At 67.0% G+C, this 17,313-nt stretch carries 15 protein-coding genes and 2 pseudogenes; 10 read left to right on the top strand and 7 right to left on the bottom strand.

Features of this window, described 5'->3' with window-relative positions; translation table 11 throughout:
• Positions 1 to 2,584: 2,584 nt before the first annotated feature.
• Positions 2,585 to 4,504, bottom strand: a complete 1,920-nt coding sequence (locus ACTXG6_RS39630) for a hypothetical protein (RefSeq protein ID WP_445184437.1) — start codon at positions 4,502 to 4,504, stop codon at positions 2,585 to 2,587.
• A 327-nt stretch (positions 4,505 to 4,831) separates the two neighbouring features.
• Between ACTXG6_RS39630 and ACTXG6_RS39625 the strand changes: the two are divergent.
• Positions 4,832 to 5,259: pseudogene (locus tag ACTXG6_RS39625) on the top strand (IS256 family transposase); the annotation flags it as partial.
• Positions 5,260 to 5,732: 473 nt separating this feature from the next.
• Here ACTXG6_RS39625 and ACTXG6_RS39620 read toward each other — a convergent pair.
• The 6 genes from ACTXG6_RS39620 to ACTXG6_RS39595 all read right to left on the bottom strand — a co-directional run bounded on the left by ACTXG6_RS39620 (position 5,733) and on the right by ACTXG6_RS39595 (position 9,607).
• Positions 5,733 to 6,146, bottom strand: coding sequence for a winged helix-turn-helix domain-containing protein (locus ACTXG6_RS39620; protein ID WP_445190240.1), 414 nt, complete (start codon positions 6,144 to 6,146; stop codon positions 5,733 to 5,735).
• Between the two features lie 83 nt (positions 6,147 to 6,229).
• Positions 6,230 to 6,442: a hypothetical protein gene (locus tag ACTXG6_RS39615; protein WP_445190345.1), complete on the bottom strand. Its 213-nt coding sequence runs from the start codon at positions 6,440 to 6,442 to the stop codon at positions 6,230 to 6,232.
• A 19-nt stretch (positions 6,443 to 6,461) separates the two neighbouring features.
• Positions 6,462 to 6,941 (bottom strand): DUF732 domain-containing protein, encoded by a 480-nt coding sequence (locus tag ACTXG6_RS39610; protein ID WP_445184436.1) that lies wholly within the window; start codon positions 6,939 to 6,941, stop codon positions 6,462 to 6,464.
• An 81-nt stretch (positions 6,942 to 7,022) separates the two neighbouring features.
• The gene (locus tag ACTXG6_RS39605) at positions 7,023 to 7,709 is read right to left on the bottom strand and encodes a hypothetical protein (RefSeq protein ID WP_445184435.1); all 687 of its coding nucleotides are present in this window, start codon (positions 7,707 to 7,709) and stop codon (positions 7,023 to 7,025) included.
• 244 nt (positions 7,710 to 7,953) lie between these two features.
• Positions 7,954 to 8,733: a hypothetical protein gene (locus ACTXG6_RS39600; protein ID WP_445184434.1), complete on the bottom strand. Its 780-nt coding sequence runs from the start codon at positions 8,731 to 8,733 to the stop codon at positions 7,954 to 7,956.
• Between the two features lie 34 nt (positions 8,734 to 8,767).
• Positions 8,768 to 9,607 carry a sigma factor-like helix-turn-helix DNA-binding protein gene (locus tag ACTXG6_RS39595; protein WP_445184433.1) on the bottom strand — a complete coding sequence of 280 codons (840 nt, stop codon included), beginning with the start codon at positions 9,605 to 9,607 and terminating at the stop codon, positions 8,768 to 8,770.
• Between the two features lie 691 nt (positions 9,608 to 10,298).
• On the opposite strand from ACTXG6_RS39595, the gene ACTXG6_RS39590 reads away from it, so the two are divergent.
• The 9 genes and pseudogenes from ACTXG6_RS39590 (at position 10,299) to ACTXG6_RS39550 (ending at position 17,046) form a co-directional block, all read left to right on the top strand.
• The gene (locus ACTXG6_RS39590; RefSeq protein ID WP_445184432.1) at positions 10,299 to 10,568 is read left to right on the top strand and encodes a hypothetical protein; all 270 of its coding nucleotides are present in this window, start codon (positions 10,299 to 10,301) and stop codon (positions 10,566 to 10,568) included.
• Complete coding sequence (locus tag ACTXG6_RS39585; protein ID WP_445184431.1) at positions 10,569 to 10,853, top strand: hypothetical protein; 285 nt, start codon at positions 10,569 to 10,571, stop codon at positions 10,851 to 10,853. It begins immediately after the preceding gene.
• Positions 10,850 to 11,125, top strand: a pseudogene (locus tag ACTXG6_RS39580) (RRQRL motif-containing zinc-binding protein); the annotation flags it as partial. The gene ACTXG6_RS39585 and the pseudogene ACTXG6_RS39580, both read left to right, overlap by 4 nt.
• Before the next feature lie 7 nt (positions 11,126 to 11,132).
• On the top strand, positions 11,133 to 11,492 hold the full coding sequence (locus ACTXG6_RS39575) for a hypothetical protein (RefSeq protein ID WP_445190344.1): 360 nt from the start codon (positions 11,133 to 11,135) through the stop codon (positions 11,490 to 11,492).
• Positions 11,489 to 11,962, top strand: a complete 474-nt coding sequence (locus ACTXG6_RS39570) for a hypothetical protein (protein WP_445184430.1) — start codon at positions 11,489 to 11,491, stop codon at positions 11,960 to 11,962. The genes ACTXG6_RS39575 and ACTXG6_RS39570 overlap by 4 nt, the downstream gene beginning before the upstream one ends.
• A 157-nt stretch (positions 11,963 to 12,119) precedes the next feature.
• Positions 12,120 to 12,557: an SsgA family sporulation/cell division regulator gene (locus tag ACTXG6_RS39565; protein ID WP_445184429.1), complete on the top strand. Its 438-nt coding sequence runs from the start codon at positions 12,120 to 12,122 to the stop codon at positions 12,555 to 12,557.
• Positions 12,554 to 13,384, top strand: a complete 831-nt coding sequence (locus tag ACTXG6_RS39560; RefSeq protein WP_445184428.1) for a hypothetical protein — start codon at positions 12,554 to 12,556, stop codon at positions 13,382 to 13,384. Before ACTXG6_RS39565 ends, ACTXG6_RS39560 begins: the two co-directional genes overlap by 4 nt.
• A gap of 156 nt (positions 13,385 to 13,540) precedes the next feature.
• Positions 13,541 to 15,820 (top strand): hypothetical protein, encoded by a 2,280-nt coding sequence (locus tag ACTXG6_RS39555; RefSeq protein ID WP_445184427.1) that lies wholly within the window; start codon positions 13,541 to 13,543, stop codon positions 15,818 to 15,820.
• 251 nt (positions 15,821 to 16,071) lie between these two features.
• Positions 16,072 to 17,046 (top strand): bifunctional DNA primase/polymerase, encoded by a 975-nt coding sequence (locus tag ACTXG6_RS39550; protein ID WP_445184426.1) that lies wholly within the window; start codon positions 16,072 to 16,074, stop codon positions 17,044 to 17,046.
• Positions 17,047 to 17,313: the final 267 nt, after the last annotated feature.

Here is a 17,313-nt window from a genome sequence, read left to right as displayed (position 1 = left end):
CCGCCGAGCGCCAAGGCACCCCGCCGCGCAGCGGGATGGCTCAGCGATATCCGCAATATCCGCAGAAATACCGGGTGGCCGCGTTTCTGCTGGTCAGAGGCATGCGGGTTGATCCTGTGTTGATCTCCGCAATATTCCGCAGAATCTCCGCAGAAATACCCGCAGCCCACGCCGAGCCGCCTCGCGGCCGGAGTGTCTCCGAAAATCTGACCCTCACGAGGCTCTCCGCTCTGGCACAGTCGGAGGTGTAGCGCTTACATCGGCCCGCTCGGGCGCACGACGCCGAGCAACACGAGCAGTGCTGCGGGGCCGTCGATCGCGGAGGCTGGTTCTGAGATCGCGAGAAGAGGCGCCTAAATTCCTCTGTGACGTCATAACTGGCCGCCAGCCGTGTCCGAGGGCGCCAGCAAGGAACGTGTCACGCGCCCGCTACCACGAGCAACGCTGCCTTCGATCCGATAGTCGAAGTGGCGGATGGAGCGCAGTCGGCCTCGTGCCGCGCAATCCGGCCATGACAGCGGCTGCGGCAGACCCCGACCTACGCACCCGGCGCGAGCACACTGTACGAACGCATATCGATGCTGAGCGCCTCCCGCCGCCCGGGACAGATCCGGTCGTGGGGGACAAAGCCTGCGTCACCATGGCGGCGCGCGTGGATCACCTCACTTGGGTTGCGCACCGCCACGATGCTGTCCGTGCTGGGGTTGATGAGCAGCTCACCGCCGGGAACCGGGCGCGGATCCACTGCCATTACCGCGCCGGTGGCAGTCCTGCAGCCCACGACGGGGTGGCCACATCGTCGGCAGCGCCCCGCTAACGCGCGGCCAGCAAGCCCACCGCGCGGCGCGGGCTGATTCTCTCGCCCGGGTCCAGTGATGTCGGGCGAAGTGTGGACTGCGCGGAGTTCGATCCGGTTGCTGGGCGTCATCGCCGACTCCTCCATCATCCGCACCCGCATGGAGGCGACAGACGATCATCGTGACCATGTGGGTGGAGACCGGCCGGCCACCGGGGGTTGCGGCCGAGCCGGTCACCATCGCGTCCGCGCCCGGGGGGTCGGCGCGGTAGCGCGACACCACGGTGACACACGATCGGGTGATGCCACGAGCACCGTAAACGCGGACTTAACCCGCAAGCGGCCGAAAAGCGAATTTTCACAGGCCTCGGGGCACCGCCTAGTCAGCGCAGGCGGCCGCCCCTGGTGCCTGGTCGTGCCGGATGGGCCGGCGCTGACGGACGCCCAGGGCGCTCGCGCTTGGAACGGACGTTCGAATGGTGTCGGTTCCGCCGGGCGGGTGCGCGGGTGCCGAGCCCGTGATCCCCGGGGGCGGACTCGGCCTCTTCCGTGTCAAGCCGGATTCAGGGGCCTGCCTTCGTCCGGCCTGTGTCTGAGCTGGGCGTTTGCGTGGACGTTTGTGTTGTCCCGTGTCATCTGGTGACGGACGCTGATTGGCCGTTTGCTCCGGATTTGCTCGGAATCCACGAGCCGAGCGAGCTGCCATCCCGTCGACCTGGCATCGCCCGACCAGGCCGCTCGGCGGGGGCAACCTATGGGCCTGACCGCCGGCTGAGTATGCCAGGCTTGCCCCCGCTGAGCGGCCTGGTAGCCCTTGGGGAGGTCGGCGGGATGGCACCGCACCGTGCCCACTCTCTGACTGTCACGCGGCTGCCATGCCCTCGCCATCCCGGAGACCTGCCCGCCCGGCGAGGGCACAGATGGCGGTAGCGAACTCCTGGCGCTAGGGCATATGGATCGACCGGCTTGGTGCGGGCTGGGCTGTGCACTGAGCCATCCGGACCGACGGCCACGGTAAGCGGTCTGTAATCGTCTGCGAATGGAGACTAGGCCAGACAGGCGGTAGCGATGAGCGGGTGAGTGACACTTGGCGACGGCATTCACGAGGAGTAAACCTAGGCGGCTCCCACTGTCCATCAGGAGGACCACGAACGTGGCACTCTATGCTCCCCAGCAGCTCGGTAATCGATCTAGCCAATCTGTGATCACCGTTGCCGAACTCCTCGGCCCGCGAACTAGGACGGCCAGGGTCGCCGACGCGTACGACCCTGACTCTCGTACGGCGGTGTCGGTGACCGCGTTGCTGCGACGGGAGGGGCGGCTGACGCTCCTCCCGGATCGTCCGGTCAACCCTCGCATCTGCCGGACACTCCGCGAGCTGCCGACTGCCCCCAATAGCAAGAAGACGGCGGCCGGGGCGGTCGTCGTCGTGGGCTCATTTGCCACCGTCGCAGTCCTGGTCGGGCAGGCCATCCTCGTCCCCAAAGACTCGCACACGGTGGATGGCGGCTATCCCAGTCTTAACATTCCAGGGCAGCCCGGCTACCGATTGCCCGGCGGACTCCTCGGCGGCCTCCTCGGCGGCCTCGGTCTCGTGATCGGCCCGGATGGACAACTGCGTAGCGCAGCGGGCCTCAGCGGCCTCCCGCTCGCGGTCTCCCAGGCGTCCTACTCCGCCTCGACTGGGACTGCGCCGCCCGCTCAAGGCCCGACCGTGCCGCCCGCGCTGAGCGGGGTACCGCCCCAACCCGCAGCTCCCGGGACCTCGACCGGGACTGCGCCGCCCGCTCAAGGCCCGACCGTGCCGCCCGCGCTGAGCGGGGTACCGCCCCAACCCACAGCTCCCGCGACCCCCGCGCCAGGCCAGGTCGCGCCCCCGGTGACGGGGGCTGGAACACCGCCTGGCAACAGCGGCCCCGCAACACCCGGCTCAAGCGGGAACAGCGGTGGAGCCACAACGACCAGCTCAGGCGGAACCAACCTAGGCGGCGTAACCGGCGCGGTAGCCAGCGCGACCGGCGGCGTGACCGGTGCCGTCGGTAGCACCCTCGGGGGTCTGACAAGCGATGTGGGCGGCGTCGTCGGCGGTGTGACCAGTGCCGTCGGCGGTGTTACCGGGGTCGTGGGCGGTGTGACCAGCGATGTGGGCGGAGTCGTCGGTGGCGTGACCGGTGCCGTCGGTAGCACCCTCGGGGGTCTGACAAGCGATGTGGGCGGCGTCGTCGGCGGTGTGACCAGTGCCGTCGGCGGTGTTACCGGGGTCGTGGGCGGTGTGACCAGCGATGTGGGCGGAGTCGTCGGTGGCGTGACCGGTGCCGTCGGGAGCACCCTCGGGGGTCTGACAAGCGATGTGGGCGGCGTCGTCGGCGGTGTGACCAGTGCCGTCGGCGGTGTTACCGGGGTCGTGGGCGGTGTGACCAGCGATGTGGGCGGAGTCGTCGGTGGCGTGACCGGTGCCGTCGGTAGCACCCTCGGGGGTCTGACAAGCGATGTGGGCGGCGTCGTCGGCGGTGTGACCAGTGCCGTCGGCGGTGTTACCGGGGTCGTGGGCGGTGTGACCAGCGATGTGGGCGGAGTCGTCGGTGGCGTGACCGGTGCCGTCGGGAGCACCCTCGGGGGTCTGACAAGCGATGTGGGCGGCGTCGTCGGCGGTGTGACCAGTGCCGTCGGCGGTGTTACCGGGGTCGTGGGCGGTGTGACCAGCGATGTGGGCGGAGTCGTCGGTGGCGTGACCGGTGCCGTCGGGAGCACCCTCGGGGGTCTGACAAGCGATGTGGGCGGCGTCGTCGGCGGTGTGACCAGCGCCGTCGGCGGCGTAACCGGGGCCGGGGCAGTCAGCAACTTGACCAGCGGACTGCTCGGCGCGGTCACACCCAGCACGACCAGCCCGACCACGACCGCACCGCAGAGCACACCGAGTCCTGCCGGGGCAGTCAGCAACTTGACCAGCGGACTGCTCGGCGCGGTCACACCCAGCACGACCAGCCCGACCACGACCGCACCGCAGAGCACACCGAGTCCTGCCGGGGCAGTCAGCAACTTGACCAGCGGACTGCTCGGCGCGGTCACACCCAGCACGACCAGCCCGACCACGACCGCACCGCAGAGCACACCGAGTCCTGCCGGGGCAGTCAGCAACTTGACCAGCGGACTGCTCGGCGCGGTCACACCCAGCACGACCAGCCCGACCACGACCGCACCGCAGAGCACACCGAGTCCTGCCGGGGCAGTCAGCAACTTGACCAGCGGACTGCTCGGCGCGGTCACACCCAGCACGACCAGCCCGACCACGACCGCACCGCAGAGCACACCGAGTCCTGCCGGGGCAGTCAGCAACTTGACCAGCGGACTGCTCGGCGCGGTCACACCCAGCACCACCAGCCCGACCACGACCGCGTCCCCGTCCACCAAGGCCAGCGCGACGACCGCGTCCCCGTCCACCAAGGCCAGCGCGACGACCGCGTCCCCGTCCACCAAGGCCAGCGCGACGACCGCGTCCCCGTCCACCAAGGCCAGCGCGACGACCGCGTCCCCGTCCACCAAGGCCAGCGCGACGACCGCGTCCCCGTCCACCAAGGCCAGCGCGACGACCACGTCCGCCAGCAGCCCGCCCAATGCCTCGAGCTCCTCAGCGGGGTCGGCGTTGAGCGGCCTGACCGCACCGGTCAAAACTTCGGACGCGGCCAGCAACACTGCGCGCTCGACCACCGGAACAGTCGGCTCCACGGGTAGCACTCGCGGGTCGAGCCCAAGCGCCTCGAGCAGTTCGGGTGGCGGCTCGACCGGCTTCAGCTCCAGCTCGGTCCGCTCCAGCTCGAGCGGCTCGAGCGGCAGCTCGGGTGGCTCTAGCTCAAGCGGTTCTGGTGGTTCTGGCGGCGGCTCCGGCCACAGCTCCGGCTCTGGTGGTTCTGGCGGCGGTTCCGGCGGCAGCTCCGGTTCCGGCGGTTCCGGCGGCAGTTCCGGCTCTGGTGGTTCTGGCGGCGGTTCCGGCGGCAGCTCCGGTTCCGGCGGTTCCGGCGGCAGTTCCGGCGGCAGCTCCGGTTCTGGCGGTTCTGGCGGCGGCTCCGGCCACAGCTCCGGCAAGTGAGTAGCGCTCTACTTCACAAGATCGCCCACTTTCTCGGCGCGCTGCCGAAGTCTGCCCATCCCGGGGCCCAAGAGGGCGCTCGCGGAGATCTGGAGGGCCCGAGGACCGCCGGCACGCACTCGACGCCGTGCGGGCGTTCGAGGTCGCCTACGGGGCGAAGTTCCCCAAGGCCACGGCGAAGATCGACGACGACGGCGGTCCCGGTTCCCGAGCTGCCGGGCTCGCCATGGCATTCAAGCTCATCGAGGCCGCCCAGAACCGCTGGCGGGCAGTGAAAGCACCACACCTGGTCGCGCTCGTCCGCGCCGGCGCCGTGTTCGAGGGCGGCAAACTAGTCGAACGACCGATCGAACACCTCCAACCCGAGGCCGCCTAAAGGATCTTCATCCACAGGTCTTGACGATTGCTCGGTGGACGATCGGGATGTGGTTGCTGCTCAGCAGTTCGCGGATTGACGCCCGCTCGAGCAGGTACGTCGCGCCGTACCTGTGCTGTTCCCACACGATGTCTCTGCGCTTACGAACGCGGCGGAGTTGTTCGGCGCCGATCAGCCGTTAGCCGGCGGTCCGTCCGGGGCCGAACTTCAGTTCAACACAAACACCAGACCGTCGCCGTACACGTTGTCGGCGCTCACGGATTTCCCCAGGTTGAGCGGTTCACACCACACACGTCTCCGAGGAAACCATCGCGGCCGACCTTCTGCTGCCGACACGATCGTCGTGCGACGCACCACCGACCAACCAGTCCGTAGCATCAAAGGACAGCGGCCACGGACCGCTGACACCACAGTTTCCTAGCCCAAGTGACGCACATCAGGTGGCAGACCTACGTCGCGTGTCACCCTGGGGATCACATTGGCCGGCACCTTTGTCCTCCGTCGGGTGATGTGCGACAGGGAAGCGACCAGGGGCTCGTCGGGTCTGGGACCAGGAGCCGGACTCGGAGCGAGTTAGGCCGCAGCGGACCGGCGCGAATCTTGTCGAGAGGCTCCGCGGTGGCACCGTGCAGCGTCTCGCCCGAGAATCCCGCGAAGTCGACAGTGACATCGGGCTGCTCGAACGCGCGCTCCAAATGTGGCCGGAGTCCAACCGGTCGCTCGGTGCGCTCACGCACGAACACACCGCTGCCCTGGCGGGAGACGATGAGTCCGTCGTCCCACAGCAGTCGGATCGTATGCTGGATGGTCATCCGAGCGACCCCATAGTTCTTCGCCAGCTCGGGGCTGGAGGGGAGCTTCTCACCAGGTTTGAACTTCCGCGTCAGGCTCGCAGCGCCGACGGCGCCCCGAGCCTGTGGAAGGCTTGGCCTGGCTGGTCGAGGATGACATAACCGTTTGCGCCGGTCGCTCAGGTGTTGTTGCGTTCGACCCAGAGGGAGAGCAGTAGGTCGCCGTCGGGAAGGACTGTGACTGTATGAGAGGTAACGCGCTGGTCGGCGCCAGAGTATTCGACCAGCGTGGGATCTACCTCGTTCGGGAACTGAACGACTTTGAGATCGAACAGGTCGGCCGGGAGTTGGCTCGTGGGGAGCCGGCACAGTACGAGGGTCCGTTCGGTCATTGAATCGCTCACTTCCGTCTCAGTGGATATGCGAGCAAAGATCTCTTTGAGCGGCGTCAACGAACGCCGTCGCCTGGTCGGGGGTCAGCCCGAATGACGACTGTGCCTGGCTGTTCGCGGAATCGACGGACGTCCCGAACCGCAAGATGAGGCAGGTCGCATAGCCGTTGAGTGTGGTCTTGGTGGTCATCGGGACACCACGCTCTTGAAGGTCTTCGAGGTAGGCCGTCTCCGCCTGTTGGGTTGCCGGACTGTCGGGGCGGGCCGCCCCCTGCTGATCCGGGATGTCGGGAGGCGGAGGCGGCGTCGAGGGGTCCGAGCTACAGCTGGCGCCGATCAATGAAATAAAAAAAATGATCGCAACGAGCACAACACAACCGATTGCGCCGACCTTCCTGCTTTCTGAATCCGAATTTGAGGTAGCGGCCATGGGGCTCACTCCAGTCGCGTTGTAGATCAACCCGGAGCGGGGCTGATCAGCGACCGTGTCGCCAATCACAGAGACTCTGTTACACACTGCAACGATCGGCGTAGTCACGCGATGCAACCGCCGCGTTCGACTGCTCAGATCAGAGGAGTATCAGCGCCGGAGAGTAGGGATTTCAGTGATCGGCACTGACACTGTGCGATGCCACGTCCGCGTAACGTCGTCGCACGACTCGATGTCGATCTCCAGCCTCAGAGAGGTGTCGGTGTTCCGCGCAGGCATGACCTTGAGGTGCGCGATGAAGTTCAGAACCTCGCCGATCTCCGTCGCCGGATATAAGAGCACGTCAAACAGTGTTCCTTGTGGCAATGACAGGCCATCGACAATCGTGCTTGGTGAGGTTATGCGGTAGATGGACATTGGCGGGCCACCGCGGATACGTAGCCGGATCGTCAGGGTGGTGTTCGGATTTGGTTGGTTCTCGACAATGTCGAATTGCGGTCCGTTGGCTTCGTGGCGCTGGGTTTCACGGCGCTCGGCATCGACGGCGGCCAGGTTGAACGCCTGCTCGGCCGCCTCGGCGGACCGTCTGGCTTCTTCCACCGCGTTTCGGGCAAGCCGGTTGGCCTCTGCAGCGTGTTGGTTGGCCTCTGCGGCGTGTTCGTTGGCCTGCCGGGCGATCCTGTTCGCCCGCCGGGTGAACCAAGCCGCGCCGCCCGCGACGAGCAGTGCGGCGGCTGCGATCCAGTTCTGCACTGCACCCGCGCCGACACCGAGGATGTAGGCGCAGAATCCGGCCCAGAGATGACCGACTACGCCGAAGATTCCGCCTGCAGTCACCTAGATCGGCCTGCCCTAGTCTGTACCGGAGTGTGGGCAGCGTTCGGCGACCGCCCACCTGGCGGGCTGGGACGCTCGGGTCACGCCGCCAGCTTCAACCCTACGACGAGCTAGAACGCCGTCGCTCGGCGGCGCTTCCGTTCCCACGCCCTTTCGCCACGACATCGGAGCGGCCGCTCGTAGGCCAGGACGTCGGTCAACTCTGGGTGGATCTTGTTCGGGGAGTGAGAACGACTCGCCATCGTTATGAATGAAGTTGATCGCAGTAAACGGCCGTTGCGTCGTCAGACACCTTGTTGCGAGGCCACCGAGTCGCTTCTGCGTCGTCAAGTTCGACACCCCGCACGTGCTCAATTAGCTCGCGAGGGCCGTTCTTGGCGAGGAGATTGAGCACTCCGGTCCAGTCCGTGAGCTGGAACAAATCCACAACTCGGGCAGCGCCGTCCGAGAGCAGAGCGACTCTACTCAGCTCTGATATAGGAACCTCGTCGGTTATCGCGTGGTCGACAGCAGCCGGGTCGGCGCCCGCGATCCAGTATCCGCCTGGCTTGTTCCGAGCCGCCATCTCCGCTCGTTTCATCCTGACGAGGGCAGCTGACTTCGCCTCCGATCCGTAGGGAAGTCCGTCAGCCTCGGCTCTTTGAGCAAGCGCAGTATCGTTGATCCTTTGGTCGCTCACAACACGCCTGACTTCATCCCCGGCGAGCACAACAGATACGTCTCCGAGTACGAGGTACCGCAAGCGGGAATCGTCGCCGATCTGAACTATGGCTATCGCCGCGCAGGGAGTAGCCGGATCGGTCAGGTCGCACGTGTCGGCATGGAGCGACGCCGTGTGCTGAATGGCCGCGCGGAGTGCGCCGGCTGGTCCGAGGTGCTCGAATCTGAGCACGGCCTGCGCGAGCTGCTCGGCAAACCAAGCCACGCCGTGGATACACCCGCTTTCGGTCCGCGCAGTGAGTCCGTCTACGACTACAGCTAGGTTTCTCCCTGCAAGAGCGTGGTCTTCGTTCGGCTTGCCCACGGACCCAGGCTCGGTAGCAATCTGGACGCGCATCCTACGCGCCTTCGTGTCGGTACACCGGAGTGGCGAGACTCAGGCCGCGCCTGTTGAGCCGGTCCCCTTCCTCGTATTCGTACCGCACGATGGTTGAGAATCGGCGCGTCTTCAAATCCTTGTACAGCTGGCTCAGATTCTCGGCAACGTAGTGGGCGGCTCCAAGCGTTCCGGCCGCGTGGGTGCCGGCCAAGTATAGGAACGTTCCTTTGCCGTCCGGGCGGGGCAGGCGGCCAACGTAGCCGTAATCCGCATTCTCGCCGTTATCTTGGGGCGACCGGTACTGCTGCTTCGTGGTGAGGTCCTCTAGATACCAACCCTTCTCGTCGTCGAGGTAGCGGATATGTGGATCCGCCTCCATGATCTGACTAAGGAAGGGCAGAAGTCGCGGATTGGTCAGAACGATGAGGTTGGGACGATTCAGTCGCACGTTGCCGGGCATGGGCACGACTTCATACGATGCGTCAAGTCCAGTTCGTCGCGCCGACTCGCTCAATAGTTCGAACGCTCCGAATGCCTCGGCAGACAGAACATTGCTCGGGTCGGCCCTGTTCGCCTCGCGCTTGGCACCGATGGCGACAGTGAGGCTTCCGGTCCCGTAGAAGGCTCGCTCGGGTCGCAGGCCGGCGGTCAACAGCTGCGAAACCCGCCCCTTCGACATGTCGAGTCTGGCCGCGATCTGAGTCTGAGTCATCCCTCCACTGAGCATCTGTTCGAGGGCTTCTCGGCGCACCCGAGACAGCTCGGCGATCAGAACTTGGTGCTGGTCGATGGCCTCTCCGGCCGCTTCCGCGCGTGCGGCGGGGTCGCTGATCGCGGCCACGCGCTCGGGGTCGGTCACTGCGGGCTCCTTGATGTCAGGGGGGTAGTCGAAGTGTAGCGGTGTGTACCCCGGGTAGCGAGCCCCCTTGCAGTCGCCCCCGCTGAACATGGAAGTTTATGGGGGTTGACAGCCCTGGTTTAGCCGTGGTTACCTTGTTGGCATCAGCACGGAGCGCTCGGATCGAAACTTCGGAGGTGAGGCGCCGTGAGACGTCAAAGCCACAGGTCAGAGGCCCAGATTCGAGCAAGTCTCGGTTCTGTGGTGAGCATGTTGACCCGGGTATACAGGCCAGATCAGTGGGGCTTACTCATAGTCCACTGATCGGCTCGACGACCAGCGCGCCGCTGGGAGTCCGACTTGCTCGGGCGTCTCCCTGGTCGCTGGGTCTCCAGGTGAAGCGGACGAAGTGATTTTGAGATTTGCGTCGCTCACGCGGCGTCAGGCGGGCAATGCGCATCGAGGTAAAACTCTTGCAGGCGTATTCGTCACGTGAGATAAGACAATAGTGTGATTTGACAGAGGCCGTCTCGCGGTTCGTGCCGTGGGTCTAATCGAGCCCTGTCGTTTATAGGCCGCGTTTCGCGGCCTGCACCTGAACCGTTGGGTGCCATTCCTTCACGTCCCACTGTTTTCTTCTTGCTGGGCTGTGGGGGTTTGGGGATCAACGGTCCTTCGTTGCCACAAGTCGAATCATGCGAGGAGTACTTCCATGGACGTCACTGCCGATGACCAGCACGAACAGGGCTGGAGCGCCCAGATCCCCACCATGTTGTGGTGCTCCCTGGACATGGAGTTTCAGTACTTCGTTGTCCGTGAACGGCTTTCGAAGCAATTGTCTGAAGTACGTCAGGGCCTGCCCGTTCCGACGAGCGCGTTGCGGGACGGCACCGCCCGTCGCCGCCGAGAACAACGCATCGCTCAACGAGTCCAAAAGTGCACGCGAGGGATCACCGAGCACAGCAACGAGGAAGGCAAGTAGATGACTGGCTGGGATATCAACGCGTTCGACATGAGCGACGTGAGCTATAGCGGAGTCGCACCGGATGGGTATTTCCCGGACGGGCTTGACGAGACCGCGATCGACCAGCTGATCGGGCAGGTAGCCACTCAGGTGACTGCGGTGGCGGGGTCGACGTCGGCGCTGGTGGATGGGTCGGCGGCGGAGCGTCGGCGCCGTCGGATGGAGCGGCGGGTGTTGGCCGCTGTGGTGCGGTCGTTGCCGGCCCGTCAGGGCGTGTCCCCGCGGGTGGGGGAGGCGGCGTGACGTACGCGGTGCCTCGCCCCGGTCCTCGGGCGGTTGTGGAGTTGTGGGATGGGCGGTGGTGGCCGTGCTCGGGGTTCCACGCGCAGCTGCCGGTGTTCCGGTTCCAGTGGCCACCCTCCGGGCTGGCCACGACGCGGCAGCTTGCCGCCGTACGGCTGCGCCCGGGTGGGCAGGAGGTCACGGCCTGGTTGGCGTGGGGCCGCCGCTCGTGGCCACGCTGGGCGAGTCTCTACCGCCTAGACCTGGCCAAGCCCAAACGGACGCCAACCACGGCGCAGCTTGAGGCCCTGGCAAAGGCAACCCGCCGGCCGCCGCCGCGGCGGGCATGCGTTCGGGACCTGGTTGACCTGCGGGTGCGGGCAGGGGATCGCCGCCCATCAGGACGGGTTCTTCGTCGATGGGTCGTGTGCGTTCGAGTTCCGCAGCTGCCTGTACTGCCCGGTCACCGAGGAACGCCACGTCACCGAGGTCGACGCACCCACGGTGCCCGAGCTGGCGCTTCCTGATCTGTCCAGCCCTGGTGGTCCCTCCGCCGAGACGTTCCACCGGGCCGGGCCTGCCAACCACCAGAACGACAGCACGGACCAGCACCAGACCACCGAGCACGACACCTCAACCGAAGGGACAGACCCGCGATGAGCGGCCACAACAACAACTCGACCGACCAGGCACACCCGACGACTGCGGGGGACTACGACATGGTGATCTTCGATCGCTACCCGAGCGAGGCTCTCGCCGAGACCCGGCGCCGGCTGGTGTGGGCGCTGGCCCGGCTGGTCCTCGACCTCGTCTACCTGACCTTCGTGATCGTGCACTACCGCGAAGGAGCGGCCCTGCTGGACTCGGCCGCCGGGCACTGGGGCTGGCTGATCGCCGGGGCGGTCGCCGGGATGTTCCTTCTCGACGAGCTTCCTGATGCCGCAAGTACCGCCGGGCGGGCATCGGAGGAGTTCCTGCGGGTCCGGGCTTACGCCCGCCACGTCCTGGCGATGCCGCTCGAACAGCGGCTGCTGGTCGTCTTCCCGGCCGCCATGAGTGAGTCCGGCGAGGTCGCCCCCGCCGGATTGGCCGTTGTCGAGGACGGCTCAGCGGGTGGTGAACAGCGATGACCGACATCCGAACAGGTGTTGAACCCCGACCCGGTGGTCCCTCCGCCAAGACGTTCCACCAGGTCGGGTCTCCCAACCACCAGAGCGACAGCAAGGAGAAACCAATGGTAGAGCGCGCGGTCCTGGTCGGGTGTGTCGAGTTCGGTGGGGGTGTGCGGTGAACGGCAGCAGCGTGCGGTGCTTCACGGTCGCGGACCAACTCAGTGCCAGGGGAGTAGTGCAGGTCGCGGTGCGGCTGAGTTGGCGGGAGAGCGACCCCTACGCGGTGGAGCTGGTGTTCCTGGTCGGTGACAGCGGTTGTGATGATGTGGGGTGGTTTCTCGCCCGGGACCTGCTCGCCCGGGGTTTGCACACCTCCTCCGGTGTCGGGGACATCCATGTCAGGCCGGACGGTGAGTGCTGCCCGGACTGCGGGCAGGACGTCACCGTGATCGAGCTGGATGCCCCGTCCGGGTGCGCGGTGTTCGAGTTCCTCACCGCCGAGCTGGCCGAGTTCCTCGACGCCACCTATGACCAGGTCCCGCCGGGGGCGGAGTCGCTGGTCATCGACATTGACGCCGAAATCGCATTGTTGCTGGAAGGAGAGAACCGATGAGACACACGGCGAGAACGCGATGGCCGCTGTTGCTGCTCGCGGCCCCGGCGGCGGTGTCGATCTGGGCCGGCTGGGTCGGGTTGGGCACCATGGCCGGGTTCGGGGTGGTCTACCCGCTGCCCGGGATCGCGGACACCTTCAAGCTGAACTCCGCGATCACCCTGCCGATCGGGGTGGAGGCCTACTCCGCCTACGCCCTCGGGACCTGGCTGACCAGTCGCCCGATGCCCCGAGCCGCGAGATTGTTCGCCGCTTGGTCGTCCGGGATCGCGCTGCTACTCGGGCTGGTCGGGCAGGTGGTTTACCACGTCCTGACCACCACCGGACACGCCACAGCGCCGACCCCGGTCGTGGTGTTCGTGGCCTGCCTACCCGTCCTGGTCCTGGGCGCCGGGGCCACCTTGCACCACCTGCTCGGGGACCCGGCCGACAACCCCGCCGAGCGGGACGTCCGGGACACCGAGGCGGTCGCGCAGCCGGCGGCCACCAACCCAGTGCCGGCCCCGGAGCCGGCGGTTGAGCGGACGGGCGTGGCGGTGAAGTCGCGTCGCCCAGTCCGGCGCAAACCGGGCAAGTCACGACAGCCGGCGCCGCGCCGGTTGGAGGCGGACTACCTGGTCCAGGCGCGGGCCGCGCTGACCGACGGGGTTGAGCCGACAGCCGGCTGGTGTCAGCAGGTCACCGGGTGCGGCAAGACGCTCAGCTTCGCCCTGGCCAAGACCCTGCGCACCGAGCAAGCCCAGACAGGGCGGGGCACCGAGATGCCCACCCAAACCACCACCGACGACAACCACGAGAAGAACAACCGCCAGGAGGAAGCAGCGTGATCCCGCCGCAACCACACCGCCCTTGGCTACCCGGGGCCGACAGTGCCCGCACCGTCCCGCACGAAGTCCTCCACACCCGCCCTGGTGGTCCCTCCGCCAAGACGTTCCACCAGGCCGGGTCGCCCAACCACCAGAACGACAGCAAGGAGCCGGCGAATGTCTGAGCAACCCACCAACGACGATCCGGGGGACCGGTTCGCGAACCCCGGCCCCGGGGACTTCGCGAACCACCCCACAAACGGCCCCACGAACAACCCGGTGAACGAGGCGACGACCGAGTTCGTGGACGCGTCGCTGTTTGAGGGTGAGGTCGTCGACGCCGAGATCGTCGACGAGCCGCTCAAGCCCGGTAAGGCCCTGGTGCTGCGCCGGGCAGGTTCGGTCACGGTGCGGGGCACGGTCACCGTGATTGCTACCGCGCGGACGGTGGCTACCCATCCCCACACTCGCCGCACCGCTCGGGCGGTGGCCCGTCATGGGTGGCACCCGGTCGCTGGTGCTGGGGTTTTGGTCAAGCGGTGGCGCGACGCGCACGGCGCGAGCCGGTATGAGCGGTTGATGACCCAGGCGGAGCTGTCGGGCAATCACGAGATGTTGCTGGAGTGGGAGACCCGCGACGTCAGCGAGAAGCAGCGCCGCCATGACCGGGTCATGGACTGGATCCGCTCACCCCTGGACCTGCTCCGGGCGATCGCGGTCGGGTTCGCCGCTACCACCATGCTGCTCCTGGGCTTGGGGATCGTGCTCGCGCTGGCGAACAAGGACATTGCGCTGGTGATCGGCCCGATCGTCGGGGTGATTAACGCGATCGCGTTCACCGTGTGGTTCCTGTCCGTCTACGGCGCCACTCTGCTCACCACGGTCACGGTCGGGTTCGTGGTCTACCTGTGGCACACCGGGCGGGTCCAGGCCACCGCGCCGGGCTGGCTGCGCTCTGATGGTGAGCGTGAGGACGAGATGGGGGCGCTGGTCACCGCCGATGCCATCGTGGCGGCGTTGCGGCACCTGCCGATCTCGGCGATGAAGACCGCCTTCAAGGAAGGCTGGGTGCCCCGCTTCGAGCTGACCCCGACCCGGGAGGGGCAGGGGGCGTTCCGGGGGTTCCGTGCGATCTTCGACCTGCCCATGTCTGTGACCCCGAAGATGGTCGCCGATCTGGGGCCGGTGTTGGCGAAGAACCTGCACCGCAACGCCGTCGAGGTGTGGCCGGCCGACTACGGGAGGGAGAAAGGCGGCAAGGCCGGCTACGTCAACCTCTACGTCGCCGACTCCGGGGTCATGGACAAGCCCACACCGGAGTATCCGCTGCTCAACGACGGTGCGGCGGACGTGTTCGAGGGGGTCCCGATCGGGATCACCCAGCGCGGCGACGTGGTGCGGATGCCCATCGTCGGGTCAAACGCGGTGTTCGGTGGGCAACCGGGGCAGGGCAAGTCCAACGCAGTGCGGTGCGCGGTCGCCGGAGTCGCGTTGGATCCGCTCGCGGAGATCCGGATGCACGTGTTCGCCCAGAACGGCGACTTCGACGCCTACACCCCACGCCTGGCCCGCTACGAGAAGGGCGTCACCGCCGAGCACATCGAGTCAGCGATCGAGCACCTACAACAGCTCTATGACGAGGTCGGCCGCCGGGAGGGTCGGCTCTCGGAGCTGGGTGCGAAGAAGCTGACCCGCGCGATCGCCGAGGCACATCCGGACATGCGGCCATTGTTGGTCGGATTCTCCGAGTGCCACGAGATGTTCAGCCACCGTGAGCTGGGCAAACTGGCCGCCGAGCTGGCGATCGCGGTGGTCAAGCGGGGCCGCAAGACCGGGGTCAGCCTCGTCTTTGACACCCAGTCCGCCCGGACCAACGCAATCCCCGCCGAGCTGGTGGAGAACGTCGGGTTCAACGGCTGCTTCGCGGTCAAGGCATGGCGCTCCAACGACGGGTTCCTCGGCGACGGCAGCTTCGCCGCCGGGATCAGGGCCACCGAGCTGCGGTTCAACGTCGACCGGGGAACCATGGTCGCCACCGGAGCCTCGGAAGAGCTGTTCGAGATCGTGCGAACGTTCTTCATCCAGGTCGACGACGACGCCGGCTGGGATCAGGCCACCGAGATCCTCGAACGGGCCATGGCCCAGCTCGCCCCCGGCACCCCAACACACAACGACCGCCCAGCCCTGCGGGTGGTCGAGGTGCAGCGGGACTTGGGCGATGACCTCGATGAGGTGCTGCCCGAGACCGGTCGGGTTCCGGCCGGGGACGTGCTCGGGGCGCTGCGCAACCTGGCGCCGCGCTGGAAGCCCTACGCCGAGTTCACCGTGCCCACCTTCGTCGCCGCGTTGGGCGAGATGGGGATCAAGGTGCCTCGCACCGGCAACAAGAACCTCGTCGATCCGGTCACGGTGCGTGAGGTTCTGGCCCAGCGAGACAGGGCTGTTGGCGGGGAGTGAGTGAGCACGGCGCAATCGGCGCCAACCCCCGGTTCCGGTGGCAATCTCGTCGCCGGAACCAGGGGTACTCACTCCATCACTTTCTAACTCCGCCCTGGCCAGCACCCTAACCAGGGTTCAAGACCCGAAGTTAGAAATCTAACTCGAAACACCCGATCTAACTCACGATCTAACCCCCTCCGCACCGCCACCGCACGGCACACCCATGCCCACCCACGGTCACGCACCGTAACTTCTGGAGTCCCTCCGCCATGAGCACCGCCACACGTCAGCACAACCGACCGCCAACGCCACTTCTCGAGATAGCCCTCTCGGCCGCCGCACGCGGATGGCACGTCTTCCCACTCTGGCCCGGGGCCAAGACACCAGCGCTGCACGGCCAGGACAACTGTCCCCGCACCGGCGACTGTGCCCAGCAGCACAGGGGATGGGAGGAGCGCGCCACGATCGACCCGAACCGCGTCCGCACCGCCTGGACGCGGCGCGAGTACAACGTCGGGATCGCCTGTGGCCCGTCCGGACTGGTCGTGATCGACCTGGACGCGCCCAAACCCGGCGACGCCCCACCACCGGACTGGGTGCTCACCACACCCGGGGTGCGCGACGGCCAGGACGTCCTCGCGATGCTCGCCGATCAAACCGGACAGCCGTTGCCGGCGGAGACCTACACGGTGTCCACCCCCTCCGGCGGCCTGCACCTCTACTACCAACAACCGGCTGAAACATCGCTACGCAACACCTCCGGCGACCGGGGACGCGGACTCGGCTGGAAGATCGACACTCGGGCACACGGCGGCTACGTCGTAGCCGGCGGTTCCGTCGTGCCCGGGGGCATCTACCGGGTCCTGCACGACCAGGACCCCGCTCCACTTCCCGACTGGCTGTGTCAGCGTCTGACTCCGGTACCGCTCCCAGCGGCGCCGGCTGTCCCGATCCGGCCAGCCCGGGGGCCGCGCGGCCGCTACCTCGCCGCCGCGATCGACGGTGAGACCCACAAGGTCACCACCGCGAAGGCCAACCGCAACATCGCGCTCTACCAGGGCGCCGTCGCCCTGGGCCAGCTGGTCGCTGGGGGAGCACTCACCGAGGCCGAGGTCGCCACCGAGCTGCTCTCGGCGGCCGCCGGCCACATCGCCGTCGGCGCCTTCAGTCGGCACCAGGCCGAGCAAACCATCGCTTCAGGATTGCGTGCCGGGGCGAACCGACCGAGGCAAATAGCGGCATGACACCCACCCGCCACGTTGGGGGTAGCGACCGTCCACTCCAACCCACCCGGATTCGCCGCTCAGCAGGCAACTCAGGGCCCGCTGAGCCGTCCTCGACCCCCTGAAGGAGGTGCACAACATGACTGAACCGGCCCGCCCGTTGCGCATGGTTCCCGCCAACTCAGACCCCAACCCGACCCTGTCAGCAGTACCGGCGCCGGTGTGGGAGCCGCCGGTATCGCTAGGGACCGTTTCAACCCGGGTTCCGCAGTTGAGAGGCACATGGGC

The organism is Pseudonocardia sp. Cha107L01, from assembly GCF_052566575.1.
This window is presented reverse-complemented; position numbering and strand designations above follow the sequence as displayed.

What these genes read in the sequence shown, in the direction of transcription:
- ACTXG6_RS39555 (WP_445184427.1), top strand. Translation starts at nt 13,541, where the DNA reads ATGTCTGAGCAACCCACCAACGACGATCCGGGGGACCGGTTCGCGAAC.
- ACTXG6_RS39590 (WP_445184432.1), top strand. Translation starts at nt 10,299, where the DNA reads ATGGACGTCACTGCCGATGACCAGCACGAACAGGGCTGGAGCGCCCAG.
- ACTXG6_RS39615 (WP_445190345.1), bottom strand. Translation starts at nt 6,442, where the DNA reads ATGACCGAACGGACCCTCGTACTGTGCCGGCTCCCCACGAGCCAACTC.
- ACTXG6_RS39550 (WP_445184426.1), top strand. Translation starts at nt 16,072, where the DNA reads ATGAGCACCGCCACACGTCAGCACAACCGACCGCCAACGCCACTTCTC.
- ACTXG6_RS39585 (WP_445184431.1), top strand. Translation starts at nt 10,569, where the DNA reads ATGACTGGCTGGGATATCAACGCGTTCGACATGAGCGACGTGAGCTAT.
- ACTXG6_RS39570 (WP_445184430.1), top strand. Translation starts at nt 11,489, where the DNA reads ATGAGCGGCCACAACAACAACTCGACCGACCAGGCACACCCGACGACT.
- ACTXG6_RS39560 (WP_445184428.1), top strand. Translation starts at nt 12,554, where the DNA reads ATGAGACACACGGCGAGAACGCGATGGCCGCTGTTGCTGCTCGCGGCC.